Raw genomic sequence first — 25,856 nt, 5'->3', positions numbered from 1 at the left:
CGTGCACGGCATGGGCGAGCAGCGTCCGTTGGACGCGTTGACGAAGCTCATCCGGGCCGCCCTGCCGCCGCAGGAGGACGGGACCTGGAAGTTCCACTCGCTGCGGGACAACGCCTCCGAGTCCTTCGAGTCGCGGCGGTTTCTGGCACCGGCGGAGGGGGACCGGCCGCAGACGGAGTTCTTCGAGTACCACTGGGCCCATCTGATGCAGGGGAACCGGCTGTCGGACATGGTGCCGACGTTTCTGAAGCTGATGCGGCGGCTTCCGCCCAAGGGGCTCGGGTTCGCGTGGCTCGCCTGCTGGGTGCTGCTCGTCCTGGCGGGGTGGGGGATCTTTGCCCTCGGGCTGTCCTCCGAGGAACTGCTCAACGTGGTGTTCACCGTGGTCGGGTCGGGCGCCGTGGGCGTGTTTCTGCTCTTCGTCGCCACGCGGTTCGGACCCTCGTTCATCACCAACAGCTTTGTTGATGTGGTGCGTTATCTCGATACCTCGCCGCGGTCCTATGCGGTGCGGCGCGAGATTCGGAAAGGGATGGTGGATCTTCTTCGGGAACTGCATCAGGCCGAGATCTCCGGGGTGCCGCGGTACCAGCGGATCGTCGTCGTCGCGCACAGCCTCGGCGCATACATCGCCTACGACGGGATCAGCACCCTCTGGGGCACCATGCGCAGTCGCCTCGACCTCGACTCGGCGGCGTTGGCGGAGTTCGAGGAGGTGGCGGGCGCCATGCCCGGGAGGCGGGCGGGGGCGGCGCCCACAGGCGAGCAGACCGACGACTTTCGCGCGGCCCAGTGGGCGCTGTGGGCCGAGCTGCGCGCGGAAGGGAATCCGTGGCGGATCACCGACTTCGTCAGATGCGGCACACCCATGTGTTTCGCCGACCGGCTCTACACGAAGAACCCGGCGGATTTCGACCAGCGTGTCGACCGGCACGAGATCGTCACCTGCCCGCCCGTTCCGCAAGCCGATCTCGGCCCCGGGGATGGGCCCTACTCGTACCGCTGGTCCGGAAAAGCCGTACTCAACGACTGGTCGCCCTTTGCCGTCGTGCGGTGGACCAATCTCTGGTTCCCCTACATTCCGTCCTTCTTCGGGATTCTCGGGGACTGGTTCGGCGGCCCGCTGCGCCCACTGTTCGGCAGCGGAGTCCGTGACGTCCCCGTGCTGGGCAACAAGCCCTGGCGCTTCCTCCCCGCCTGGCCGCACGCCGCCTACTTCAGCTACCCCCGCGACCGGGAGGACGCGGACTCGGTCACCAAGCACCTCGCCGACGCCCTCGACCTCAGCGCGAAGCTGCCGGACTGACCCTCCCCGCCACTCGCAACAGCCTCAACTGCCCGATCTCCGCCACGTTCTTCATCAGCTCGGCGTTCACCCAGGCGATCATCTGCGCGAGGGAGTACGCCGGGTCGGGGAAGGCGGCAGGGGTGTCCAGATCCGCGTCCGACAGGGCGGACACCGCCGTCAGCCACTCCTCGCGGAGCGAGCGGAGCCAGGTCAGGGCGGGCTCGCCCGGACCCGGCCAGGTGATCTCCGTGCGGTCCCGCGGTGGAACGCCCCGTACATGTGACGTGGCCGTCTCCCACCACCAGCCGATGTGCCAGGTCAGCCAGGCGATCGTCGGCATCGGGACCGGGTCCGGCTCGGTGTCCGCCCAGTCCGGGACCCACCGCCCGTGCGCGTCCTCGCGGACCGTCCAGCAGTGGGCCACCGGTTCCCACCGGAAGTCGGCCTCCTCCAGGCGCTCCAGGTGGTACTCGAACAGCGCCCAGGTCAGGTCGAACTGTCCACGCAGCAGGCCGAGTCGGTCCGTGGTCATGGAGGGCCTCCTCAGAGTTCGTAGTCCTCTGCCAGTTCCTCCCACGCCAGTTCGCGCAGCGGATGGTCGTCGATCTCGCCCGACGGGGTCTGTGGTGTCGGCTGGTACCAGGCCACCGTCAGGTGGGACCGGTGCAGGACCGGGTCCCGCGCAGGGTCGATCACGGTCGAGCGGAAGACGCCCACGCACGCCACCGACGGAATCAGCTCCACCGGGCCGAACCCGCCCCCGCCCTCGCGCCCGTCGGGATACTCGCGCTCCGGCTCGATCAGGTGCACCGGTCCCGACGGCGAGACGCGCTCCGCGGCCTTCAGCAGGCGGGCGATCTCCATCCTGTTCACCAGGGAGCACGGGTAGCCCTCCAGCATCCCGCCGTACGTCGAGGACAGGTGGAGGTCCATCAGGTCCACCGGGCGGCCGGAGGGGAGCACTACGCGCGTCAGAGGCATGATCGGCACCCTAGGGAACAAACCCCGGTCGGGCTCCTGATTTTCAAGACCCCGGACAGGCCCTTGATTTCAGGACCCCGGACAGGACCTTGATTTCAGGACCCCGGACAGGACCTTGATTTCAAGACCCCGGACAGGTGCCAGAATCTCAGCCCCGGTGCCCCGTCAGCCGCGCCGCCGACGAAATCGTCGCCCGCGCCTCCCGCTCGGTCAGCCCCGTGTTCAGCGCCGCCTCCACCAGCGGCTCGATCAGCGCGGGGCCGATGCCGTCCTCGTAGGCCCGGCAGGCGGCCCAGAACAGGCGGGTGTTGCGCTGCCCCTCGTGCGCGGCGAGGACGAACTGCACCAGGCCCTTCCCGTGGTCCCCCGCCGACGGCGGCACCGGCGACTGCGGCACCCGGGGCGGTGGCAGCAGCAGCCGGAGCAGCGCGGGCGGGCAGGCCGCGGGGGCGAGGTGCGCGGTGCCCGGGACCGTGCTGTACACCCCGTGGTCGGTGCGGGAGCCGGGGCCGACGAGGTAGCCGCCGGCGCCGCGGATGTCGATGCCGGGGGCCAGGCGGCCGGCCGAGTTGGGGACGACCACGTCCGGCGGGCCGCTGAGCCAGAGGTGGCGTCCGCCGCTCGGGGTCAGCACGACCACCGTGTCGGGGATCGTGAACAGGTGCCGCAGGGCCAGTTCGCGCAGGGCGGCCGAGGCGTCCGTACCGGTCTTGGTGTCGAGGTCGACGCCGATCAGGTAGTGCGGCGGGAGTCCGCACGCGATGCCGTACCCGGTCGCCCAGGGCGCCGCGGCGAAGAGTGAGCGGATGCGGTCGGGGTCGGTGGAGGCGTCGTACACGCCATGGCCGTAGCGGCCGCATGCGCCGTGGCAGGGGACGGGGTCGGGGGAGTCGCGGTGGGGGGAGCGCAGGGCCGGGAGCTTCGTCCGGGACAGGGGGATGACGGCCAGTCCGCGTTCGGCGGCTGACAGGGCGTGTGCGAGGGCCAGCGTCGTGGCCTGCCGGTCGGTGGTGGCCATACCTCTATGTTCGTACGTGTGTTCGAGAAAGGGAAGGGGAGTTCGGGTGCGGCACGCCGGGTGGGGCGGAATGGCCGGAAACGTGCCGGAACCATTCACCTCTTGTCCTGCTTGGGGCGAGCCGCCCCACCTGTTCCGAGTCGTGGCCTCTGTGCGTGCAAAGGGGTTTATCGACTTGTCATCACGCTTGAGGGCGAATCGTCGCTTCCGAGGTGGTTCGCCGGGGATTCGGTGGGCAACTCTGGTCTCGCGACGTCGTGATCATCACCCGGGTGGTCGGCCAACTGCCCAGGTCAAAGCCGTAGTTCAGGCACTCGGAAGCGCCTGACGGGCCTAGCGAACCTTTCTGGAGGAACAACATGGCAAGCATCCGTACCGCCCGCGTCATCGCCGCCGTCTCCGCCCTCCCGCTCGCCGCCGCCCTGTTCAGCGGTGTCGCGTCGGCGGACAACGGCGCCATCGCGGACGACGGATCGAGCGCGGCCGTCACCAACGCCTGGCAGGGCATCATCGGCAGCGGCGTGGGCGGCAACAACAACGGCAACTCGTCCACGACCCAGCAGCAGGCCATCGGCTCCGGTGCCTCGAACCAGAGCAATACCGCCCAGGTCGACGGGTCCGCGTTCACCGCCATCAACCAGGGCAACGACAACGTGGCGGTCAGCTTCACCCCGCTGTGGTGGTGAGCTGACCGCGGCCGGTGACCGGCACCGGCCGACGGTCCTTCGTGTGGTGTGCTCTTGGGGGTCAACACGTCTGCGCGGCGGTGCCACAGCGGCATCGCCGCGCAGACGTTTTCCGGGCCGGGCGCACCCGCTCTTGACTCCCCGCAGTATCTGACACACAGTCAGAAACCTTGAGAGGGGAGGGAGTCGTGAACCGCGAGGAGCAACTCGACGAGCAACTCACCGCGCAGCTCAAGGCCTTCGAGGGCCGCCCCGCCGCCACCCGCGCCACCGGCAAGGACCCCGTCAACCTGCCCATGATCCGCCACTGGTGCGAGGCCATGGGCGACACCAACCCCGCCTACACCGGCCCCGACGCCGTCGCCCCGCCCACCATGCTCCAGGTGTGGACGATGGCCGGCCTCTCCGGCCACCAGGGACTCTCCGGCCAGGGCCGCTCCCCCCACCAGGGCCGCTCCCCCCACCAGGGCCCCTCCCGCCACCAGGTCCGCTCCGCCGCCTACGACGAACTGCTCGCCCTGCTCGACGCGGCGGGCTGCACCTCCGTCGTCGCCACCGACTGCGAGCAGGAGTATCTGCGCCCCCTGCGCCCCGGCGACGAGGTCACCTTCGACACGGTCATCGAGTCGGTCTCCGCCCGCAAGACCACCAAGCTCGGCACCGGCCACTTCGTCACCACCCGCACCGACCTCCGCGTCGGCCCCGACCTCGTCGGCACCCACCGCTTCCGCATCCTCAAGTACGCCCCCGCGCGCAAGAAGCACACCCCGCCCCGCCCCCGCCCCGTCGTCAACCGCGACAACGCCGGTTTCTGGGAGGGCGTGAGCCGCCACGAACTGCTCCTCCAGCGCTGCACCGGCTGCGCGGCCCTCCGCCACCCCTGGCTCCCCGGCTGCAACACCTGCGGCTGCCTCGACTGGGACACCGTGCGGGCGAGCGGCGAGGGCACGGTGTACTCGTACGTCGTCATGCACCACCCGCCCTTCCCGGCCTTCGACCCGCCCTACGCGGTCGCCCTGGTCGAGCTGGCGGAGGGCGTGCGCATGCTCGGGAACGTGGTCGGGGTGCCGTACGACAAGGTGCGGATCGGGCTTTTGGTGCGCGCCGAGTTCCGGGCGTACGACGACGAACTGACCCTCCCCGTCTGGCGGGTGGCCGGATGAGGCCCGGAGACGAACTGCCCCCGCTGACGGTGCCGGTCACCCGCACCCTGATCGTGGCCGGCGCCCTCGCCTCCCGCGACTACCAGGACGTGCACCACGACCCCGAACTCGCCCGCGAGAAGGGCTCACCGGACATCTTCATGAACATCCTCACCACCAACGGCCTGGTCGGCCGCTACCTGACCGACCACTTCGGCCCGACCGCCGTCCTCCGCTCCCTCTCCATCCGCCTGGGTGCCCCCAACTACCCAGGCGACACCATGGTGCTGACCGGCCGCATCGAGGCCCTCGACGGCGCCACGGCGACCGTCCGCGTCACCGGCACCAACCGCCTCGGCGCCCATGTCACCGGCACCGCGAGGATCACCCTGGGAGGCGCCTCGTGAACCGCCGTACGGCGATCGTCGGCATCGGGGCCACCGAGTTCTCCAAGGACTCCGGGCGCAGCGAGCTGCGGCTGGCCGTGGAGGCGGTCCGGGCCGCCCTCGACGACGCGGGCCTGGCGCCCGCCGACGTGGACGGCATGGTCACCTTCACCATGGACACCAGCCCGGAGATCACCGTCGCCCAGGCGGCCGGGATCGGCGAGCTGTCCTTCTTCTCCCGCGTCCACTACGGCGGCGGCGCGGCCTGCGCGACCGTCCAGCAGGCGGCGCTCGCGGTGGCGTCGGGGGCGGCGGAGGCCGTGGTCTGCTACCGCGCGTTCAACGAGCGTTCGGGCCGCCGCTTCGGCTCCGGCGTGCAGCACCGCGAGCCGTCCGCGGAGGGCGCCGCGCTCGGCTGGGTACTGCCGTTCGGGCTGCTCACCCCGGCGTCCTGGGTGGCGATGGCCGCCCAGCGCTACCTGCACACCTACGGGCTGACCCCGGAGGAGGCGTTCGGCCCGGTCGCGGTCACGGCCCGCCGGTACGCGGCCACCAACCCCGCCGCCTACTTCCACGGCCGCCCCATCACCCTCGCCGACCACGCCGCCTCCCGCTGGATCGCCGAGCCGCTCAGGCTGCTGGACTGCTGCCAGGAGACCGACGGCGGCCAGGCGCTCGTCGTCACCTCCCTGGACCGCGCCCGCGACCTCCCCCGGCCCCCGGCGGTGATCGCGGCCGCCGCGCAGGGCGCCGGACGCGGCCAGGAGCAGATGACCGGCTTCCACACCGGCGACCTCACCGGCCTGCCGGAGTCGGCGGTGGTGGCCCGGCAGCTGTGGCGCACGACGGGACTGACGCCGGCCGACATCGACGTGGGCATCGTCTACGACCACTTCACCCCCTTCGTGCTGATGCAACTGGAGGAGTACGGCTTCTGCGACAGGGGCGAGGCCGCCGGCTTCGTGGCCGCGGACGAGCTGCCTCTGAACACCCACGGCGGACAGCTCGGCGAGGCGTACCTCCATGGGATGAACGGCATCGCGGAGGGCGTACGCCAGATCAGGGGGACGGCGGTCAACCAGGTGCCGGGGGCGGGGCGAGTCCTGGTCACGGCAGGGACAGGAGTGCCGACCTCGGGTCTCGTCCTGACTGCGGACGGATGACCCGCAGGGGTAAACCCGCAGTAGCCCGCAGCTCCTCGTCCACCCTCAGGAGGTGGAGCCAACCCCACCCCTACAACCTGAGGCGGACGCGGCTTCGGGACCTCCGGGCGATGAGCGGGGAGGGTGTCCGCTCCTAGCGTTGAGCCATGACCACACCCGTCTGCACCAGCGCTTCGCAGCCCGCCGCACCGAGGGCGCGCACGCTGCCGTACCCGTCGTTCTCGTCGTACGTCCGGGCCCGCCAGCCGGTGCTGCTGCGTACCGCCAGATCACTGACCTCGAACCCGTGCGACGCGGAGGACCTGCTGCAGACCGCGCTGGCCAAGACGTATGTCGCCTGGGAGCGGATCGAGGACCACCGCGCGCTGGACGGCTATGTGCGCCGGGCGCTGGTGAACACCCGCACCTCGCAGTGGCGCAAGCGCCGGGTCGACGAGTTCACCACCGACGAACTGCCCGAGCCCTCGGTGACCTGCTCGACCGGCGCCGACCCGGCCGAGCAGCAGGCGCTGCGCGACGCGATGTGGCGGGCGATCATGAAACTCCCGGCGCGGCAGCGGGCGATGGTCGTCCTCAGGTACTACGAGGACCTCAGCGAGGCCCAGACCGCCGAGGTGCTCGGCGTCTCGGTCGGCACGGTGAAGTCCGCGGTGTCCAGGGCGCTCGGCAAGCTCCGCGAGGACCCGGAACTGATGACCGGACGCTGACCCCCCCCGTCAACGTGATGTGATCGATCGCACTTCCCTAGTGACATACCGCGCGGTATGCGCGCAGAATCTGCGCAACCCTTACCACCGCGTAGGCAATGTCGCCCCGGGAGGACCGCCGTGCTGAGCACCATGCAGGACGTACCGCTGCTGATCTCCAGGATCCTGGCCCACGGGTCCACGATCCACGGCACATCACAGGTGACCACCTGGACCGGTGACGCACCGCACCGCCGCTCCTACGCCGAGATCGGCGCCCGCGCCGCCCAGCTCGCGCACGCCCTCCACGACGACCTGGGCGTGACCGGCGACGAGCGGGTCGCGACCCTGATGTGGAACAACGCCGAGCACGTCGAGGCCTACTTCGCGATCCCCTCCATGGGCGCGGTCCTGCACACCCTCAACCTCCGGCTGCCCCCCGAGCAGCTCGCCTGGATCATCAACCACGCCGCCGACCGCGTCGTCATCGTCAACGGCTCCCTGCTGCCGCTGCTGGTCCCGCTGCTCCCGCACCTGAAGACGGTCGAGCACGTCGTCGTCTCCGGCCCCGGCGACCGCGCCGCGCTCGCCGAGACGTCCGTGAGCGTGCACGAGTACGAGGACCTGATCGCGGGCAAGCCGACCGGCTACGACTGGCCCGAGCTGGACGAGCGCTCCGCCGCCGCCATGTGCTACACCTCCGGCACCACCGGAGACCCCAAGGGCGTGGTCTACAGCCACCGTTCCATCTACCTGCACTCCATGCAGGTCAACATGACCCAGTCGATGGGCCTGACCGACCAGGACACCTCCCTGGTCGTGGTGCCGCAGTTCCACGTCAACGCCTGGGGCCTGCCGCACGCCACCTTCATGACCGGCGTCAACATGCTGATGCCGGACCGCTTCCTGCAGCCCGCCCCGCTCGCCGAGATGATCGAGAGCGAGAAGCCGACGCACGCGGCGGCCGTCCCGACCATCTGGCAGGGCCTGCTCGGCGAGCTGACCGCCAAGCCCCGCGACGTCTCCTCCCTCACCCAGGTCACCATCGGCGGCTCGGCCTGTCCGCCCTCGCTGATGAAGGCCTTCGACGAGCTGGGCATGCGGGTCTGCCACGCCTGGGGCATGACGGAGACCTCGCCGCTCGGCACCATCGCCCGTCCCCCGGCCCACGCGGTCGGCACCGACGAGGAGTTCGGCTACCGCCTCACCCAGGGCCGCTTCCCCGCCTCCGTCGAGGCCCGCCTGACTGGCCCCGGCGGCGAGCGCCTGCCCTGGGACGGCGAGTCGGCGGGCGAGCTGGAGGTACGCGGCTCGTGGATCGCGGGCGCCTACTACAACGGCCCCGACGCCGAACCCCTGCGCCCCGCCGACAAGTTCAGCGAGGACGGCTGGCTGAAGACCGGCGACGTCGGCACCATCAGCCCGGACGGCTTCCTCACCCTCACCGACCGCGCCAAGGACGTCATCAAGTCCGGCGGCGAGTGGATCTCCTCGGTGGAGCTGGAGAACGCGCTGATGTCCCACCCCGAGGTCGCCGAGGCCGCCGTCGTCGCCGTCCCCGACGACAAGTGGGGCGAGCGCCCGCTGGCCACGGTGGTCCTCAAGGAGGGCGCCACCGCCGACTTCGCCGCCCTGCGCATCTTCCTCGCCGACCAGGCCGGCATCGCCAAGTGGCAGCTCCCGGAGCGCTGGACGGTCATCGAGGCGGTGCCGAAGACCAGCGTCGGCAAGTTCGACAAGAAGGTGCTGCGCAGGCAGTACGCGGAAGGCACGCTGGACGTGACGAAGATCTGACGCGCCGCGCGCAGAAGAGCCCCCGGCACCGGCCGGGGGCTCTTGGTGTTCAGTTGGTCCCGATCCGCGCCAGCAGATCCACGATCCGGGTCTGTACCTCGGGGCTCGTCGAGCGCTCCGCGAGGAACAGTACGGTCTCCCCCGACGCCAGCCGCGGCAGATCCGCCTGGTCGACGGCGGCCGTGTAGACCACCAGCGGGGTGCGGTTGAGCTGCCCGTTGGCGCGCAGCCAGTCCACGATCCCGGCCTGCCGGCGGTGCACCTGCAGCAGGTCCATCACCACCAGGTTCGGCCGGAACTGCCCGGCGAGGGTCACCGCGTCCGTGTCGCTCGCGGCCCGCGCCACCTGCATACCGCGCCGCTCCAGCGTCGCCGTCAGCGCCAGCGCGATCTCCGCGTGCTCCTCGATCAGCAGCACCCGCGGAGGATGCTGCTCGCTGTCCCGGGGTGCCAGCGCCTTCAGCAGTACGGCGGGGTCGGCACCGTACGCCGCCTCCCGCGACGCCTGTCCGAGCCCCGCCGTCACCATCACCGGCACCTCGGCGGCCACCGCGGCCTGCCGCAGCGACTGCAGCGCGGTCCGGGTGATCGGCCCGGTCAGCGGGTCCACGAACAGCGCGGCCGGGAAGGCGGCGATCTGCGCGTCGACCTCCTCGCGGGAGTTGACGATGACGGGCCGGTAGCCGCGGTCGCTCAGCGCCTGCTGCGTGGTGACGTCCGGCGCGGGCCACACCAGCAGCCTGCGCGGGTTGTCCAGCGGCTCCGGCGGCAGCTCGTCGTCCATCGGCTGCGGCCGCGGCGGGTCCGCGACCTCGACCGCACCGCCCGGACCGTCCAGCGGCTCCGGGCCCTCGGCGGCGTTCTCGTCCGGCGCGCCTATGGCGTACGAGCGTCCCGTGCCCTCGGTGGCCTGCGCGGCCGGCCGGGGCTGTCCGGCCAGCGACGGCTGCGGCTGCGGCTGGGCCTGCGGCTGGGGCTTCGGCGGTTCGGGCTGAGGGTGCGGGCGCGCCGACTGCTCCGGCTGCGCGGCCGTCGGCTCCGGCTCCTGGCGCGTGCCGAGCTTACGGCGCCGGCCGCCGCCGTTGGTCTGGTGCGGGGGAGGCGTCGGCGTCGGCTGCTGCACCTGCGCGGCCTGCCGGGTGAACGGCACGCCCTGCCCCAGGGTCCGCACACTGATCGCCCGCCCCTGCGTGGAGTTCGGGTCCACGGGCGCGGCGGCCTCGGCGGGCAACGGCTGCGCGGCGCGCGGCGTGCCCGCCTCCGGGGGGAGGGGGGTGCCGGGGGCGGGGGTGCCCTGCGCGGCCGGGACACCCTGCGCCGGGGTGGTGGCCACGGCGGGGGGTGCTTCGGCGGGGAGGGGGGCGGCGGCAGCGGCGGGCGGCTGCGGGGCCGGGGCCGGTGCTTGTGCCGGTGCCTGCGCGACCGGGGCCTGCCGGGCCGGGATCTGCTGGGCCTGGGCCTCGACGGGCTGCGGTTGCGGCTGGGGCTGCGGTTCCGACTGGGCGGGCCGGTCGGTCGGGGGCACGACCCGGCGCCTGCGCCCGGTCGGCGCGCTGGTCGGATGCGGCTGCGGCGGCGTGTGGTCCTCGGCCTGGTCGTGGGGTACGGCGTCATGCCGGCCCTCGTCGGCGACGGGGACCTCAACGGGGGGAACCTCAGCGGGGGGAGCCGGGACCTGGGCGGGCACCTGGGCCTGGGCGGGCTGCATCTGCGCGGGCTGCATCGCGGCGGGTTGCATCTGCGCGGGCTGCATGGTGGAGGGCTGCGCCGGAACGGGCTGGGGCTGCACGGGCGGTACGGGAGCCGTCGGCACCGGTGCGGCCTGGGCCTGCCCGGTCTGCTCCGCCCGGTCGGCGTCGGCCGGCGGCAGGGCGAACACCGTACGCGGACCCGCCTCCTGCGCCGCCGCCCGCTCGTTGGCCGCCGCCAGCGCCCGCCGACGGCGCCCCGTGGGCTGCGGGTTCTCGTCCGTGCCCGCCTGGGCCGGAACCGGCCCCGAGGCGACCGCGGGCAGCGCGGGAGCCAGCGCGGGCTGCTGCTCGTTGGTGTCCCGCCGGGCACGCCGTCCGCCCGACGCCGGGACGCCCTGCGGCGGCACGGTGCCGCCCAGCCCGTTGCCCGCCGCGGCAGTGCCCGCCGCGTGCTCGGCGGCCGTGACGACGGCACCCTCGGCGACCTGGTCACCGCCACCGGCCAGGGCGAGCTCGGCCCCGGGGCCCGCGACGGCGACCTCGGCGCCCGCGACGGCGACCTCGGCGCCCTCGGCCGGACGCCCGCGCCGCCGCCCGGTACCGCTGGGCAGCTCGGCCGGGGCAGGTGCCGGAGCCTGTGCCTGGGCCGGAACCGGCGCCGGTGCCTCCGCCTGCTCGGCCGCGCGCCGCCTGCGCCGCCCGGTGGGCGTGGCGGGGGCCGCCTCGTCGGCGCCGGACGGCTGCCCGGGCACCTCGCTCTCCAGGAAGGCGTCCACGGAGGACCGCCGCGCCCGGCGCCGCCCACCGGCGGAGGTCTGCTCGGCGGGAGCCGGCGCCTCCTCCGCTGGAGCGGGCGTCTCGGGGGCCGCGACCGCTCCGGCCCCGGCGCCGATCGGCACCTCCAGCACGAAGGCGCTGCCACTCATGCCGGGCACCTCGTGGGTCTGCAGCACACCGCCGTGGGCGCGCACGATGCCGCGCACGATCGGCTCGTGCACCGGGTCGCCCCCGGCGTACGGGCCGCGCACCTCGATGCGTACGACCTCACCGCGCTGCGCCGCCGCCACGACGACCGTGTTGTCCATGTAGCCGCCCGCCGAGACGGGCGAGTTGCCGGTGGCGTCGACGCCCGCGACATCGGCGACCAGATGTGCCAGAGCGGTCGACAGCAGCCTGCTGTCGACCTCGGCCTCGATCGGCGGCGCGTGCACCGCGAACTGCACCCGCCCCGGGCCGATCAGCTCGACGGCGCCGTCCACACCGGCCGCGACGACCGCGTCGAGCATCACCTTCGTACGGGCGATGCCCTCGCCGCCCGCGTCCAGCCGCTGGTAGCCGAGGACGTTGTCGATGAGGGTGGTGATCCGGGAGTACCCGGCGGAGAGGTGGTGCAGCACCTGGTTGGCCTCGGGCCACAGCTGCCCGGCGTCGTCCGCGGCCAGCGCGGCGAGTTCCCGGCGCAGTTCGTCCAGGGGCCCGCGCAGCGAGGTCCCGAGCAGGGTGAGGAGCTGCTCGTGCCGCCCGGCGAGCGCCTCGTACCGGTCCTTCTCCCGCTCCCCGAGCGCCGCGTACCGCTCCTCGCCCGCGGCCAGTTCCTCCGCGTGCCGCTCCTGGAGCTCCTCGACCTCGGTGACGTGCTTCTGGCGCAGCGCGGTCAGCTCGGAGGCGTGCTCCTCGGCGAGCCGCTCCAGCTCCTCCTCGTGCGCCTTCTCGGCGTCGGCCTTCTCCTCGGCGAGGGCGTCGTAGGGCCGCCGGTCGGTGAAGGTCATCACGGCGCCGACGAGCTGGTCGCCGTCGCGCACCGGCGCGGTGGTCAGGTCGACCGGCACCCGCTCGCCGCTCTTGGCGAACAGCACCTGCCCGCGCACCCGGTGCTTGCGCCCGGAGCGCAGGGTGTCGGCGAGCGGGGACTCCTCGTACGGGAAGGGCGAGCCGTCGGGGCGGGAGTGCAGGACGAGGGTGTGCAGCTCGCGTCCGCCGAGGTCGCTGGCGCGGTAGCCGAGTATCTGGGCGGCGGCCGGGTTGACGAGCACGATCCGCCCGTCGGTGTCGGTGCCGACGACACCTTCGGAGGCCGCCCGCAGGATCATCTCGGTCTGCCGCTGCGAACGGGCCAGCTCGGCCTCGGTGTCGATGGTCCCGGACAGGTCCCGCACGACCAGCATCAGCAGCTCGTCGCTGGCGTAGCCGTAACCGTCGTAGGCCTGCTGGCCGTTCTCCAGGTTCGCGGATGTGACCTCGACCGGGAACTCGCTGCCGTCGGTGCGCCGGGCCATCATCCGGGTCGGCTTGGTCCGCCCGGCCGGGTCCATGTGGTCGGGGCGGCGCATGGAACCGGGGATCAGCTTGGAGTCGAACTGCGGCAGCAGATCGAGCAGCCCCCGCCCCACCAGCGCCGTGCCGGGCGCCTCGAAGGTCTCCAGGGCGATGGTGTTGGCGTTGACGACCGTCCCATTGGCGTTGACCAGCACCAACGCGTCGGGAAGCGCGTCGAGTATGGCTGCGAGGCGAGCAGCGCCTCGGGATGGCCTGCTGCTCACGAGACGCTTCCCTTCTGTTACCGCACCTTGCCGACCGCTCGGGCCATCTTGCCAACCGGCCCGCGACGTGTCACGCGAGGGAGTCTAAGGGCTGGGGCTGTGCCGGAGGCGCCGGATGAGAGGGAGGTCGCACGACGAAGTGACCCAGAACGTATGACCGTGTCCGATGACCTCGACGAGACCTCCCCAGCCCCTTCACCCGCCCGCGCCCCGCCACTGCCTCACTCCGGGCAGCAGGGGTACGAGCCGGTCCCACCGAGCGATCTCGCACCCGTTCCCCCGTCCGAACCGCGCGTCCACGGGCCGCCCGGCCCAGGTTCCGGTGACATGCGCGGTGGTGGGCCCGCCGTACTGCATGGTGCACAGACTCCCGTCGGGAACGGGCGCGAAGAGGTCCCGCCCGTAGACGGTCTCCCGGTCCAGAAGCTCACAGGCCTCGGAGACCCGGGGATGGTTCCCCCCGTCGGGATGGCAACTGAGCACATACCGCCCGTCGACCCCACCCCCGGCCTTCTCCACGACAACCGTGAGGTGATCACCAAAGCGAACGGGAGTGGGCTGAGCGGAGGCCGGGGCAGTGGAGCCGACGAGAACCACCCCGGCCGCGAGGACGAGCACCCGTCCGATCTGCCGCTGCCGGCCGGCACGGTCACGGAAGGGACGACGGGACGAACGACGGGGCGCACGATGACTGCCCGAAGGGCGCGAGACCTGCAACATGACCTGACTAACGCCCCGCGCGCCGGGACGTTGCGACCACGGCCCCTCACCAGCGCCAAGGCCTTTGCCCCACACCCCGCCTGCCTAGTACCGTAGGGGGCGATTGGTGACACCCCGCTCGTCTGTGTCATCATCGGCACGCACCACTCGCGCTCGCGCGAGCGGCTGTGCTGGAGGCGTCGCCTAGTCCGGTCTATGGCGCCGCACTGCTAATGCGGTTTGGGCCTTAAAGCCCATCGAGGGTTCAAATCCCTCCGCCTCCGCCGTCAGGACTGAGGGAGTCCGGCCGATCTCGGCCGGACTCCCTCAGTCATTTCCGGAACACCTGAGCCCACGTACTCAGACGCACTGCGCACAAGACCCCCGGATCCTGAGCAGTCGCGCGCTACTTGGGCCGGGGCGGAGCCGTGAGAGTGAGGGGCGGGCGGATGACCGCCCACCCTGTCGCACGACGGGGCATCGGCTGACGGGGGTGTCACGGTGAAGACGAAATCCTGGCTCCGTTTTCTGCTCGCGGGCGCCGCTGTACTCACGCTCGCCGGGTGCAGCAAGGCGGACCGCGCGGTGATGTTCGCGCCGGGGTGCCCCGATGGCCCCGCGGCCCGACCGACGCAGCGGGAGCTGCCGGCGGGCACGGTCTGGGCATGGAAGACGCCCTACGGAGTCCAGGAGGGCACCTTCCGCCCGGGCCCGGTGCCGGGCCTGACGGACGTGGTCTCGCTCGCCGACAGCGGCCACACCACGGTGGCGGTACGGGCGGACGGCACGGTGTGGTCGTGGGGCACGAATGTCAGCGGCTCCCTCGGCCACGGCTCCCACGAGCGGATCCACGAGTCCCGGCCGCGCCAGGTCAAGGGCATAACCCGGGCCCACGCGGTGTACAGCAGCGGGCCCACCTTCTACGTCGTCCTGCGGGACGGCACCGTGACGGCCTGGGGCTCGGACCGCTTCCTGGTCAAGGGGGGCAAGCGGGAGGGCTACGACGGGGTGGCCGTCCCCGAGCGGGTGTCCGGCGTCGAGCACGTGGCCGCGATGGGCCCGGGCGCCCTGAACGCCTTCGCACTCCGCACGGACGGCAAGGTCGTCGGCTGGGGCATCAACCTCACCGACGTCCTGGGCGACCGCGACGACACCACCATCGCCACGATCCCCGACGTAAAGGGGGTGGTGGACGTGTCGTCCGCGGACGAGGCGGTGGTCGCGGTCAAGGCCGACGGAACGGTGTGCGCGTGGGGGAACAACGCACACGGCCTGCTGGGCGTGGAACCGACCGGCGGCCAGACGGCGAACCCGGTCCGGGTGGGCGGCCTGAAGAACATCGTCCAGGTGGCCGGCGGCAAGGAGGTGGCGTACGCCCTGGACCGCGACGGCACGGTGTGGGCATGGGGCAGGGGCGCGGGCGGCGCCCTGGGCGACGGCGACATCTCGGACCACGTGGTGGCGAAGCCGGTACGGGTGACGGGCCTGCCCAAGATCCGCCGCGTGTCCGCCTTCGGCCTCATGGGCCACGCCATCGACACCGAGGGCCGCTTGTGGGCCTGGGGCTCAGGCGCCCCCGCCGACGGGACCCCCGGCCACCCGGTCCGCATCCCCCTCCCGGCCCCCGCGCTGGACGTCTCGGGCCACCACGCCCTGCTCCTCCCGAACTAGCGCCTCACACCCGTTTCCGCAGGTCACAAGGGGTACGCCTAATGGATTTCACATGGCGGCGGCAGTCATGTAATGTTCTTCCTGTCGCCGCGAGCGGGCCGAAAGGGCCGAGAGCGGCGAAACAACAGAACAAGCACTCGTAGCTTAACGGATAGAGCATCTGACTACGGATCAGAAGGTTGCAGGTTCGAATCCTGCCGAGTGCACACAGGTGAGAGGCCCCGGAGAGATCCGGGGCCTCTTGCGTTGCAGTGCCGTACAGCAGCGAAGTACAGCAACCGCCTCAGCCGCTACCGCCCATGGCGTCGGACAGCCTGGCGATCGCGGTGCGCACCTCTTCCTCGCTCGCTTCGGCGTAGACCTCCATCGTCATGGTGATCTGCGAGTGCCTAAGGATGCGCTGCGCCACCTTCGGATGCACCTTCAGGGCCACCAGGAGCGAACTGCACGTGTGCCGCGTGTTCCGCAGCGGGATCACCCGGAGTCCGGCACGACGAGCCCGCAGGGCGAACATGCGCGTGAGGTTGCCCGGCTCGATCGGGGTTCCGTACTTCGTGGTGAAGACCAGGTCGTGACTGTTCTGCCAGAGTTCCCCGGCAGCCTTCCGATCCCCGATCTGCTGAGCACGGCGCATCCGTAGAGCCTTGAGGCAGAGTGCCGGCAGAGGAAGGAAGTCGTCGGACTCCTCGGTCTTGGTCTCCCGGTGCAGGATCTGACGCCCGGCCCGCTGGATCTGGTGGTCGACGTACAGCTCGCCCCGCTCGAAGTCGACGGACTTCCACGTCAATCCCAGGACCTCACCGCGCCGCAGGCCGAGGCAGAGCACCAGGACCCAGGCGGCGAAGAGGTGATCGTCGCGTGCGGCGGCGTCGGTCAGGAACTGACTTGTCTCCGCGACAGACCAGGGCTTGATTCGGCGACGCCGAGGCTTGGGCACCTTCACCAGCGAAGCGACGTTCTTGGCGATCAGCTCCTCGGAGACCGCGTGCGTCAGAGCCGCCCGCAGGGCATCACGGGCAGCCTGAACCACGCGGCGGGACGCGTAGGACTCGCAGCACGCCCCGATCGCACGGGTGTCGGAGGGCGGGCAGGGCGGCGGGCCCGACGATGGGACGGAGTGATCTAGTAACTGCGCGGCGGGCCGGGGCGTTTCATAGACCGGCGCCGGAGGTCGCTGCCGAAGGCAGACCGGACCGTTGCTGTACAGCAGCGAAGTACAGCAACCACAGCGACCGGCCCCGGCAAGCAAGGTTCGCTGGGAACCGTTGGGTTCGAATCCTGCCGAGTGCACAGCAGATCAGAGGCCCCGTGGAGCAATCCACGGGGCCCCTGGCTTTGGTGGAGGGTTGTACGTGCCGTCCCTCAGTTGTTCCTCAAATGTCTTGCTCCGCCCCAATCGGGCGCTTGATGATCACATGCGTGCCGCAGCCCCCCAATGACCAGGGGAGGTGCTGCGGCACGTCCAGTGGTGACCAGCTGGACGTAAGACCAAAGAGGGGAACACCTTGAAGTTCAAGAGACTGACTGCTGCCACCGCTGCGATAACCGCAGCCGCGATCCTGGGCACGGGTCTCAGCCAGGCTGCTGTGGCTGCCGACCAAGGCACCACGGCCGGTTCGGCGGTTGTCGCTGCCGACAAGCCCATGACTGCCGCGGAGGAGTTGGCGTCGCCCGAAGGGCAGAAGCTTCTCGCCATGCTGAAGGTAATCGACGAGATGCCTGCCAGCGTGGAGCAGCAAGGAGAGGCTGCGGTCCAGGCTTATCTGGACGAGCACCTTGCCGGAACGAATCGGGGGGTTCGTGGTTGGTGGCAGACTACGAAGTGCGTGGGCTCCATCACGGCTGCCATTGCCGGCGGCGCGGTCCCCGTGGCGAAGATCCTCAAGTTGAAGGCGTTCATCAAGAAGGTCGGTTCCGTGAAGGAAGCCGCCTACCTCCTGATCCGCGTCGCCAAGGGTGAGGAGAAGATCAGCGAACTGGGTGCCACGCTCGGTGGCCTTGCCTCGGTGGTCCTCGGTATCGACGGGATCAAGAGGAACTGCAAGTGATGGGGAGTGCTGGAGCGTAATGACGAGCACCAAGGCACGTACGACGGCACTGATCACGCCCATCGAGCAGGAAGCGCAGAACGAGGCGAAAGCGCTGGCTGGTGAAGGGCGCACCGCCAAAGCCATCCGGCGGCTGCGCAAGGAGTCGGGCCTCGGTCTGGCCACTGCCCCAGTGGCACTGGACCTGCTCACTCAGGGCCACACATTGCCCACCACCTACGGCGAGGCGCTTGATGCCCTACGGCAACTCGATGCCGCACTGGTCGCCGAGATGACTGATCTGCTCAACGGCGGGCACCGTGACTCCGCGATCAAGCTGCTCAGGGAGCGGACCGACATGGATCTTGCCGGGGGCTACCACCTTGTCACGGAGCTGAGCGCTCGGCTGGATACGCAGTAGTCGTTTGCGGCAGGCCGCCGCCGCGCACAGTGAGAGGCCCCGGCGAGACCCGGGGCCTCTTGCGCTGTGGGCGGGTCCCCGGCGGCCTCCTCCGGCCTGTTCCAGCGTGCACGTTGGGTGTGGGGCGTGACAGAGAGCTGCGACGCCGATCGTCACCGGCATAAGCACGATCTGTGTCTTCCAGACCAGTTGCTTTCCCCGATAGGCGCCCCACAACGCGACCACGGCGAATGCGCCGACGGTCATGAACGCGATGGGGGTGAGGTGGTTCGCGGAGGCGTGTTGCCCGTTCCCTCAGCTGTACGTCCACCGCCACGCGTTCGAGCTGTACACGCACTTGATCGCCGCGCCGCTGGCCGTCGTAGTCGTGGCGCCGTGGTCGCTGTTGCGGCAGAACTGGCCCGCTGAGTAGCAGTTTCCGGCGTTGGAGCGGATGGAGCAGGTGCCGGTCGAGTCCTGGGCGGAACTGCTGCCGCTGCCGGTGTCGGCGGCCCTGGCGGTGGTCGTCTTGGTGACGGTGACCGTGGGGGCGGGCTTCGCCTTGGGCTTGACGGTCTCCGTGACCGTGGGGCCGGGTTCCGGGGTGGCCGTGACGGTCGCCGTGATCGTCGTCGTGGGTCTGGGCTTGGCCTCCACCGGCTGCTGCCCGTCGTCCCCGTTCGCGGAGCCGATCAGCGTGCCCGTCAGGAGCAGGGCCGTGCCGCCGACCCATACGAGGACGCGCTTGTGCAGTGGACGTGAGTCGGGCCCGCGTGGTGCCGGAGGTATGGGTGTGTTGTACGGGTTGGTCATACGGCCCCCAGGATGCTCGGGTGGGGTGACCGTATTCCTGAGACGGGGCATGTGTGGAGAGTGTGCGGGAGTAGTGGCCGTTCTGTGATTCGAGCCAAGTCGCGTTCCTCGGTCAGATGTTCCTGCCCCTACGGCAAGCCGAGCCCGGCACTCACGCCGCGTGACGGCGAAGTCCGGTGCTCAGCGGCACCGACCGTGGGTGCCCCCGACAGCGTCCTGACCTAGGGTGGTGCTCGCTTACGAGGGGGCAAGGTGAACGGCAATCCGATCTATCACTTGATCGCGCTGGGCGTGGCGACAGTACTGATGGTGCCGTTGCCCGTGGCGATGCTGGCCGGGTGGACTCCGCCGTGGTTGCGCGGGCAGCGGGGCGGGGTGCGGCTTCAGGCCTGCGGGGTGCTGGCCATCTACGCCATGGTGCTTGCCAACAGCCTGCCCCGCATCGCCGACGCCTCGTTCGAGACGGTCATGCTCTTCACGAGCATTGGGCTCGGCTTCAGCGTCGTGGCCGGAGTGCTGCTCCTGCTGTCCGCGCTCAGGAACGCGCGGCGCGCAGGGCGCTGATCGCCCCCGGCGGTCCCGAACACGCACAGGCGCAGGACCAGGAAGCGGCCCACCCCCGCGGCCCCCGACGCCGTCAAGTACACCGTCTGTTCCCAGAGCAGGGACGGGGACGGGTGCAGTGTGTGCAGGAGCAGGATCGCCGCTGACGTCACTCCGTACGCCACCGCCGCCGAGCCCCCGGACTGGAGGTGCCGGCGCAGCCCCGGGCGGTTGCCCGTCGTGAAGGTGAACAGGGCGTGCAGCTCCGTGCAGAGGAGCGTGGACGCCACCGTGATCAGGGCGTTGGCCAGCGCCCACGGCATCGTCGTCGCCAGCAGGGGCACCGTCGCTCCGGAGGCCAGGCCCACCCCGCCGCCGCACACCACGAACCGGGCGAAGGACGCGAGCGGCGAGGTCATGGGAGTTCCTTCCGGGAAGGAGCGGGGAGTTGTGCGGACGTGGCTTTGATCAGCCGCGTCCAACGATCCCGTTCTCCGCCGTCCCGTACGAGGTGGCACGCTCCCCGATCGGGGGTGGTGCCAGCCCCACCATGCGAGGGGGGCCGGCCAACCGCCCCTACTTGAACGCCCCCACGTACCGCGCCGCCCACTCTCCGTACGCCCGCGGCCGACGCCCCAGCAGCGCCTCCGTGTCCGGGCTCACCCGGCGCAGTGCCTCCGGCGGCGTGCCCAGCATGTCCAGCGTCGTCTCCACCACCGGCTCCGGCATGAAACGCACCATCCCGTCCCGCGCCTCAGACCGGGAAAGTTCCACGAAGCGCACCGGCTCCCCCAATACCTCCTGCAGCGCCGCCACTTGCTCGCGCGGGGTGATGGGCGCCGGGCCCGTCAGGTCGTACACCTTCCCCTCGTGGCCCCGCTCGCGCAGCACCCTCGCCGCCGCCTCCGCTATGTCCGCCGGGTCCACCGTCGGCAGGGCCACGTCGCCGAAGGGCGCCGCCGCTTCGCGGCGAGCACGGACCGACTCCGCCCACTGGAAGGTGTTGGAGTGGAAGCCCGCGGGGCGCAGCAGCGTCCAGTGCATGCCCGCTCCCTTGACCGCGTCCTCCAGCGTCGGCGGCAGGTGGCCCGTGCCCACGCCCTGCGAGGAGAGCAGCACCACCCGGTTCACGCCGGCCGTCCGCGCGGCCGTCAGCACCGGTCCCAGGTCACCGCCCGCGCCCAGGAACTCCCCCGAGGTCAGGAGGAAGAGGGCCTTGGCCCCGGTCAGGGCCGGTTCCAGGGTTTCGGGCGCCGCCAGGTCCGCCTGGTGGTGGCGGACCGTAGCCGGCAGGGCGCCGTCGGCCGGGGGGCGCCTCGACACCGCCGTCACCGACTCCCCCGCCTCCACCAGTGCCCGCACCAGCGGCTGTCCCACATTGCCCGTCGCTCCGGTCACCACGATCATCGTCGTACTCCGTTCTGAGATCTCGTCAACTTCCTGCTCAGGAACGGTACTTTTGAGAGGCAAGTAGGTACCTAGAGGAAAGTAATGGGAGAAGGAGCAGATGTGATCGAGGCCACAGTCAGCAGGAGTGAAGTCGCACCCGAGAATGCCTGTCCCATCGCACCCGTCGTCGACATCGTCTTCAGCCGCTGGACCACGCCGATCCTCTGGGCCCTGCACGAATACGGCACCCAGCGTTTCGTCGAGCTGGAGCGGCGGATCTCCACGATCACGCCGAAGGTGCTGACGCAGCGGCTGCGGCAGTTGGAGCGGGACGGGCTGGTCGTACGGACGTACTACCCCGAGGTGCCCCCGCGTGTGGAGTACGAGATCAGCGAGCTGGGGCGGAGTCTCGCCCCCCTCTTCGCCGCCCTGTCCGAGTGGTCGGTCAACCTGCCGCGCGTCGAGCAGGCCCGGATCGCCTACGACGCCCAGGACGGCAAGCAGCGGCGGTGAGAGTCGCTCAGGCGTCGCCCTCGCGGAGTTCGTCGATGTACCCCTGCGCCAGTCCCGTCGTCCGTGTGAACCAGTCCGTCAGTACCGCGATCTCGTCCGGCGAGTAGTCGGCGAACAGTTCCATCAGGCGGCCGTAGTACGGGCCGTACAGCGCCTCCACGCGCGTGACCGCGCCCGGTACCGCCGCCACGCGCACCCGGCGGCGGTCGGTCGGGTCGGCGACGCGGGTGATGTAGCCGGCGCGCTCCAGGCGGTTGAGGATGCCGGTCATCGCGCCGGTGGTGACGTGGGCGTGCTCGGCGAGGTCGCCCGCGCTGAGCAGGTTCTCGCCCGCCTTCAGGACGCAGCCGAAACAGAGCAGGTCGGTGATGTTCAGGCCCAGCCGCTGGGCCATCTCCTGCTGGCCGAGCAGATGGGCCGCGATGAGGGAGTCCATCGCCTCCAGTGCCTGGGCGGGGGTGGCGGCGGGGCGGCGCGGCTTGGCGTGCATGTGGTGCAGTTACCTCACTTCGTGAGAGGTTTCGGTGATAAATTCCTTAGGAAGTGAGAGACATTCTCGTTCCTGAGGGGGCATGGCCTGTGAGCGCACAGTACGACGAGGGGCACACGGTCGCGGGGTGGACCGGCACCGCGATCGCGACGGTGGGCGGTTCGGTGGCCGGGGCGGGGGTGTGTCTGGTGTCCCCGCTCGTCATCGGCGGCGGCCTCGGCATCTGCCTGCTGGCCCTGCTCGTCACCTGGGCTCTGCATCTGGCGGGGTGGGGGAAGGGGTCCGGGCCTCGGGCCCGGGAGCAGTGGCCCATGGGGGTCCGTGATCCGCAGGCCCGCTCGGGGCACCCGGAGTGCCTCGGTTGCCGACTGGCAGGGCGGGGGCGGGGGCGACGGAGGTCGGAAGCGCTTGCCGTCACCGACGTCTCCGACGAAGAAGCCGTACAGCTCGCCGCCGCCGAGTGAGTCGTACAACACGCCGTCGCCGAATGAGCCACGACCACCGGAACCTGAGTATCGGCATCGATGTCAGTGGCGGCGCCTACGCTCGACCTGATGGCACAGACATGGAAGTGCTCGGGGCTGCGCTGGGCGGCGGGCGGTCCCGAGCTGGGCTGGGAAGGCGGGCGGCGCACCGCGCTGACCTGGGGGAAGCGGGTGGCCTTCGCGGTCGAAGAGGAAATGTCCCGGACCTGCGTGGGGGCTCGGGGGCACGCCTGCCCGGTGCGCGCGGTCGTCTCGGGGCGTAGTACGGGCGCGCGCTGCGAGGAGTGCGCCCGCCTGGACCGCGCGCACTCCGTCGCCGCGGACACGCTCGCCGACGATCCGCGACCGTACCGCGTCTATCTGGCCTGGTTCGGGCCCGGCATGGTCAAGGTCGGCATCACCGCCGAGGAGCGGGGCCCCGCCCGCCTGCTGGAACAGGGCGCCGTCTGTTTCACCTGGCTCGGCACCGGGCCCCTGATGGCCGCCCGGCGCACCGAGGAACTGCTCCGCGCCGCACTCCGCGTCCCGGACCGCATCCCGTACGCCGACAAGCGAGCCGCACGCTCCGCGCTGCCCGCCACCGCGTCCGAGCGGGCCCGCGAGGTCGAGGAACTGCACGCCCGCGCCCGGGCCCTGCCCGGCTGGCCCGAGTCGCTGACCCCCGCCCCCTGCGCCCCCGTCGACCACGTGCCCGCCTTCGGCCTCGCCCAACTCCCGCCCGCTGTCGGTGAGGTGACCGAGCTGGTCGCGGGCGGCGCCCTCACCGGGACGCTGGTCGCCGCGGCCGGTCCGGATCTGCATCTGCGTACCGCCACCGGTGTCGTCGTACTCGACACCCGGCTGATGAGAGGGTGGGGGCTGGTCCCCGTCGGCGATGGCCACCACGGCGGCCACCCCGGCCACCCCGGCCACCCCGGCGGCCACCCCGGCGGCCACCCCGGCCACCGCGCCCTGCCCCTACGGCCGTTCAGGACCGCCACCCCGGCCGCCCAGGACGGACTGTTCTGACACGCGCGGCCGTTGAGGGCCCCACGGCCAGTTCCTAAGAGTCCCTGTGAATTTCTCAGGAAAATCACAGGTTGTAGAAAGCGTGTTCTCAGAGGGCCCCGACACAGTGGCCGCCATGACCACGACCTCGCCCCAGGGGCGCACCGAACTGCTGAGGCCGGACGGGAGCCCCGTCCGAGTGCTTGTGGTGGACGACGAGCAGTCGATCACCGAGTTGCTGTCCATGGCCCTGCGCTACGAGGGCTGGCAGATCCGCAGCGCCGGCGACGGCTCGGGTGCCGTACGGACCGCGCGCGAGTTCCGGCCCGACGCCGTCGTCCTCGACATGATGCTGCCCGACATGGACGGACTGGCCGTCCTCGGCCGGCTGCGGCGCGAACTGCCCGACGTGCCCGTCCTCTTCCTCACCGCCAAAGACGCGGTCGAGGACCGTATCGCCGGGCTCACCGCGGGCGGCGACGACTACGTGACCAAGCCGTTCAGCCTGGAGGAGGTCGTCGCGCGGCTGCGCGGGCTGATCCGCCGCTCCGGCGCCGCCGACCGCCGCTCCGACTCGGTGCTCGTCGTCGGTGACCTCACCCTCGACGAGGACAGCCACGAGGTCACCCGGGGCGGCGACTCCATCCACCTCACCGCCACCGAGTTCGAGCTGCTGCGCTTCCTGATGCGCAACCCGCGGCGCGTGCTCAGCAAGGCGCAGATCCTCGACCGGGTCTGGTCCTACGACTTCGGCGGCCAGGCCAACGTGGTCGAGCTGTACATCTCCTACCTGCGCCGCAAGATCGACGCCGGGCGCGAGCCCATGATCCACACCCGGCGCGGCGCCGGTTACCTGATCAAGCCCGCCGCGTCATGAGCGGACGGCGACGGACGCGTCCGCGGCGGAGGCGAGCGACCCTGCGGACGCGGCTCGTCGTCGCCTCCGTGGTGCTGATCGCCGTGGTCTGCGCGGTGATCGGCACGGTCACCACCCTGGCGCTGCGCTCGCACCTGTACGAGCAGCTCGACGACCGGCTCAGCGAGGTCGCCGGACGCGCGGCCGGTTTCGGCGCGCCCCCGGGCGGCGACCCCGGCCGGGAGAACGCGGTCACCAAGAGCGACCCCTTCACCCTCGCCGACTTCGTCACCCGCGGCCCCCAGCCCGAGGGCACGGTCGTCGCCGAGGTGGAGGGCGGCGCCATCACCGCGGCCAAGGTCGGCAAGAAGGACGACTCCAGCACCGACTTCAGCGGCATGGTCGCCGATGACCTGGACGACAGCCAGAAACTGGCCCTCGCCGCCGTGCCCCGCGACCTCGGCAAGCACACCGTCGACCTCGGCAGCCTCGGCGAGTACCGGGTCACGTACAAGACGGGCGCCAACGGCAGTTACTACGTCGCCGTGCCCACCGAGGAAGTCACCAGCACCCTCAACACGCTGATCCTCATCGAGATCAGCGTCACCGCGGCCGGCCTCATCGCCGCCTCCCTCGCCGGGACGGTCATCGTCGGCGTCGCCACCCGCCCGCTGCGCAAGGTCGCCGCCACCGCCACCCGGGTCTCCGAACTCCCGCTGCACAGCGGCGAGGTGAACCTCAACGAGCGGGTCCCGGAGTCCGAGTGCGACCCGCACACCGAGGTCGGCCGGGTCGGCGCCGCCCTGAACCGCATGCTGGACCACGTCCACGGCGCCCTGCACGCCCGCCAGCAGAGCGAGACCCGGGTACGGCAGTTCGTGGCCGACGCCAGCCACGAGCTGCGCACCCCGCTCGCCTCCATCCGCGGCTACGCCGAACTCACCAGACGCGGCAGGGAACAGATCGGCCCCGACACCCGGCACGCCCTCGGCCGTATCGAGTCCGAGGCCGGCCGGATGACCCTGCTCGTGGAGGACATGCTGCTGCTCGCCCGGCTCGACGCGGGACGGCCGCTGCAGTTCGAGCAGACCGACCTCGTCCCGCTGGTCGTGGACACCGTCAGCGACTCCCGCGCGGCCGGCATGGACCACAACTGGCGGCTCGACCTGCCCGACGAACCGGCCCTGGTGACGGCGGACGCGGCCCGTATCCAGCAGGTGCTGGTCAACCTGCTGGGCAACGCCCGCAAGCACACCCCGCCGGGCACGACCGTCACCGCGCGGGTGCGGCGGCAGGGCACATGGATGTGCGTGGACGTGGAGGACAACGGCCCCGGCATCCCGCCGGATCTGCTGCCGCACGTCTTCGAACGGTTCGCGCGCGGCGACACCTCGCGCTCGCGCGCCTCCGGCTCCACCGGTCTGGGCCTGGCCATCGTGCAGGCCGTGGCGGCCGCGCACGGCGGCGCCGTGACCGTGGACAGCGTGCCCGGGCGGACCGTGTTCACGGTCCATCTGCCCGCGCCCACGCGCCCCGACATGAACTGGCAACCGTACTCACAGGCACAGCACAGCTTGACCACACGGGTGGAACAGGGCGCCTGACCAG

24 protein-coding genes, 2 tRNA genes and 1 pseudogene are annotated in these 25,856 nt (G+C 71.4%); 17 read left to right on the top strand and 10 right to left on the bottom strand.

Annotation, left to right across the window (positions count from 1 at the left end; all coding sequences use genetic code 11):
• Positions 1-10: 10 nt before the first annotated feature.
• Positions 11-1,306 (top strand): hypothetical protein, encoded by a 1,296-nt coding sequence (locus ACZ7L7_RS32795; protein WP_472077802.1) that lies wholly within the window; start codon positions 11-13, stop codon positions 1,304-1,306.
• Here the strand turns inward: ACZ7L7_RS32795 and ACZ7L7_RS32790 are convergent.
• The 3 genes from ACZ7L7_RS32790 to ACZ7L7_RS32780 form a co-directional block, all read right to left on the bottom strand.
• Positions 1,284-1,820, bottom strand: coding sequence for a DinB family protein (locus tag ACZ7L7_RS32790; protein ID WP_472077801.1), 537 nt, complete (start codon positions 1,818-1,820; stop codon positions 1,284-1,286). The genes ACZ7L7_RS32795 and ACZ7L7_RS32790 overlap by 23 nt on opposite strands.
• A gap of 11 nt (positions 1,821-1,831) precedes the next feature.
• Complete coding sequence (locus ACZ7L7_RS32785) at positions 1,832-2,269, bottom strand: hypothetical protein (protein WP_261718861.1); 438 nt, start codon at positions 2,267-2,269, stop codon at positions 1,832-1,834.
• 148 nt (positions 2,270-2,417) lie between these two features.
• Complete coding sequence (locus ACZ7L7_RS32780; protein ID WP_472077800.1) at positions 2,418-3,287, bottom strand: bifunctional DNA primase/polymerase; 870 nt, start codon at positions 3,285-3,287, stop codon at positions 2,418-2,420.
• A gap of 359 nt (positions 3,288-3,646) precedes the next feature.
• On the opposite strand from ACZ7L7_RS32780, the gene ACZ7L7_RS32775 reads away from it, so the two are divergent.
• The 6 genes from ACZ7L7_RS32775 (at position 3,647) to ACZ7L7_RS32750 (ending at position 9,144) form a co-directional block, all read left to right on the top strand.
• Entirely contained in the window at positions 3,647-3,973 is a 327-nt protein-coding gene (locus tag ACZ7L7_RS32775; protein ID WP_285516460.1) for a hypothetical protein, read from the top strand.
• Positions 3,974-4,161: 188 nt separating this feature from the next.
• Positions 4,162-5,136 carry a bifunctional MaoC family dehydratase N-terminal/OB-fold nucleic acid binding domain-containing protein gene (locus tag ACZ7L7_RS32770; protein WP_472077799.1) on the top strand — a complete coding sequence of 325 codons (975 nt, stop codon included), beginning with the start codon at positions 4,162-4,164 and terminating at the stop codon, positions 5,134-5,136.
• Positions 5,133-5,522, top strand: a complete 390-nt coding sequence (locus ACZ7L7_RS32765; RefSeq protein ID WP_285516462.1) for a MaoC family dehydratase — start codon at positions 5,133-5,135, stop codon at positions 5,520-5,522. The genes ACZ7L7_RS32770 and ACZ7L7_RS32765 overlap by 4 nt, the downstream gene beginning before the upstream one ends.
• A complete protein-coding gene (locus tag ACZ7L7_RS32760; protein ID WP_285516463.1) occupies positions 5,519-6,664 on the top strand; it encodes a lipid-transfer protein in 1,146 nt (381 codons plus the stop codon). Before ACZ7L7_RS32765 ends, ACZ7L7_RS32760 begins: the two co-directional genes overlap by 4 nt.
• 146 nt (positions 6,665-6,810) lie before the next feature.
• Complete coding sequence (locus ACZ7L7_RS32755) at positions 6,811-7,371, top strand: SigE family RNA polymerase sigma factor (RefSeq protein ID WP_285516464.1); 561 nt, start codon at positions 6,811-6,813, stop codon at positions 7,369-7,371.
• A gap of 120 nt (positions 7,372-7,491) precedes the next feature.
• Positions 7,492-9,144, top strand: coding sequence for a long-chain fatty acid--CoA ligase (locus tag ACZ7L7_RS32750; protein WP_472077798.1), 1,653 nt, complete (start codon positions 7,492-7,494; stop codon positions 9,142-9,144).
• Positions 9,145-9,193: 49 nt separating this feature from the next.
• Here ACZ7L7_RS32750 and ACZ7L7_RS32745 read toward each other — a convergent pair whose 3' ends face one another.
• The gene (locus ACZ7L7_RS32745) at positions 9,194-13,375 is read right to left on the bottom strand and encodes a hybrid sensor histidine kinase/response regulator (protein WP_472077797.1); all 4,182 of its coding nucleotides are present in this window, start codon (positions 13,373-13,375) and stop codon (positions 9,194-9,196) included.
• Positions 13,376-13,570: 195 nt separating this feature from the next.
• Complete coding sequence (locus tag ACZ7L7_RS32740; protein WP_472077796.1) at positions 13,571-14,095, bottom strand: SSI family serine proteinase inhibitor; 525 nt, start codon at positions 14,093-14,095, stop codon at positions 13,571-13,573.
• A 172-nt stretch (positions 14,096-14,267) separates the two neighbouring features.
• Here ACZ7L7_RS32740 and ACZ7L7_RS32735 point away from each other — a divergent pair.
• From ACZ7L7_RS32735 to ACZ7L7_RS32725, 3 genes are all read left to right on the top strand, one after another.
• Positions 14,268-14,358: transfer RNA gene (locus ACZ7L7_RS32735), tRNA-Ser, on the top strand.
• Positions 14,359-14,575: 217 nt separating this feature from the next.
• Positions 14,576-15,745 (top strand): RCC1 domain-containing protein, encoded by a 1,170-nt coding sequence (locus ACZ7L7_RS32730; RefSeq protein ID WP_472077795.1) that lies wholly within the window; start codon positions 14,576-14,578, stop codon positions 15,743-15,745.
• Between the two features lie 133 nt (positions 15,746-15,878).
• A tRNA-Arg gene (locus ACZ7L7_RS32725) sits at positions 15,879-15,951 on the top strand.
• Between the two features lie 77 nt (positions 15,952-16,028).
• Here ACZ7L7_RS32725 and ACZ7L7_RS32720 read toward each other — a convergent pair.
• Positions 16,029-16,814, bottom strand: a pseudogene (locus ACZ7L7_RS32720) (site-specific integrase); the annotation flags it as partial.
• A 436-nt stretch (positions 16,815-17,250) separates the two neighbouring features.
• On the opposite strand from ACZ7L7_RS32720, the gene ACZ7L7_RS32715 reads away from it, so the two are divergent.
• Positions 17,251-17,793, top strand: a complete 543-nt coding sequence (locus tag ACZ7L7_RS32715; RefSeq protein ID WP_285516467.1) for a hypothetical protein — start codon at positions 17,251-17,253, stop codon at positions 17,791-17,793.
• A 19-nt stretch (positions 17,794-17,812) separates the two neighbouring features.
• On the top strand, positions 17,813-18,193 hold the full coding sequence (locus ACZ7L7_RS32710; RefSeq protein WP_285516468.1) for a hypothetical protein: 381 nt from the start codon (positions 17,813-17,815) through the stop codon (positions 18,191-18,193).
• Positions 18,194-18,487: 294 nt separating this feature from the next.
• Here the strand turns inward: ACZ7L7_RS32710 and ACZ7L7_RS32705 are convergent, their stop codons facing one another.
• The 3 genes from ACZ7L7_RS32705 to ACZ7L7_RS32695 form a co-directional block, all read right to left on the bottom strand.
• A complete protein-coding gene (locus tag ACZ7L7_RS32705; protein ID WP_285516469.1) occupies positions 18,488-18,985 on the bottom strand; it encodes a hypothetical protein in 498 nt (165 codons plus the stop codon).
• 407 nt (positions 18,986-19,392) lie between these two features.
• Positions 19,393-19,947: a GtrA domain-containing protein gene (locus ACZ7L7_RS32700; RefSeq protein WP_285516470.1), complete on the bottom strand. Its 555-nt coding sequence runs from the start codon at positions 19,945-19,947 to the stop codon at positions 19,393-19,395.
• Between the two features lie 157 nt (positions 19,948-20,104).
• The gene (locus ACZ7L7_RS32695) at positions 20,105-20,935 is read right to left on the bottom strand and encodes an NAD(P)H-binding protein (protein ID WP_093721061.1); all 831 of its coding nucleotides are present in this window, start codon (positions 20,933-20,935) and stop codon (positions 20,105-20,107) included.
• Between the two features lie 84 nt (positions 20,936-21,019).
• Here ACZ7L7_RS32695 and ACZ7L7_RS32690 point away from each other — a divergent pair, with 84 nt between their 5' ends.
• Positions 21,020-21,430 carry a winged helix-turn-helix transcriptional regulator gene (locus ACZ7L7_RS32690; protein ID WP_285516472.1) on the top strand — a complete coding sequence of 137 codons (411 nt, stop codon included), beginning with the start codon at positions 21,020-21,022 and terminating at the stop codon, positions 21,428-21,430.
• Between the two features lie 7 nt (positions 21,431-21,437).
• On the opposite strand, the gene ACZ7L7_RS32685 is transcribed toward ACZ7L7_RS32690, so the two are convergent.
• Complete coding sequence (locus tag ACZ7L7_RS32685; protein ID WP_453608393.1) at positions 21,438-21,920, bottom strand: MarR family winged helix-turn-helix transcriptional regulator; 483 nt, start codon at positions 21,918-21,920, stop codon at positions 21,438-21,440.
• 89 nt (positions 21,921-22,009) lie between these two features.
• On the opposite strand from ACZ7L7_RS32685, the gene ACZ7L7_RS32680 reads away from it, so the two are divergent.
• From ACZ7L7_RS32680 to ACZ7L7_RS32665, 4 genes are all read left to right on the top strand, one after another.
• Positions 22,010-22,384: an HGxxPAAW family protein gene (locus ACZ7L7_RS32680; RefSeq protein ID WP_471432349.1), complete on the top strand. Its 375-nt coding sequence runs from the start codon at positions 22,010-22,012 to the stop codon at positions 22,382-22,384.
• 90 nt (positions 22,385-22,474) lie between these two features.
• Complete coding sequence (locus tag ACZ7L7_RS32675; protein ID WP_472077794.1) at positions 22,475-23,413, top strand: DUF2797 domain-containing protein; 939 nt, start codon at positions 22,475-22,477, stop codon at positions 23,411-23,413.
• A gap of 115 nt (positions 23,414-23,528) precedes the next feature.
• A complete protein-coding gene (locus ACZ7L7_RS32670; RefSeq protein ID WP_250749107.1) occupies positions 23,529-24,269 on the top strand; it encodes a response regulator transcription factor in 741 nt (246 codons plus the stop codon).
• The gene (locus tag ACZ7L7_RS32665; RefSeq protein ID WP_471432351.1) at positions 24,266-25,852 is read left to right on the top strand and encodes an ATP-binding protein; all 1,587 of its coding nucleotides are present in this window, start codon (positions 24,266-24,268) and stop codon (positions 25,850-25,852) included. The genes ACZ7L7_RS32670 and ACZ7L7_RS32665 overlap by 4 nt, the downstream gene beginning before the upstream one ends.
• The last annotated feature ends 4 nt before the right edge of the window (positions 25,853-25,856 follow it).

The sequence above is a fragment of the Streptomyces sp. NPDC110618 genome (assembly GCF_055657065.1).
Note: the sequence above shows the minus strand (reverse complement) of the source record. Positions and strands in the feature narration are given on the sequence as shown.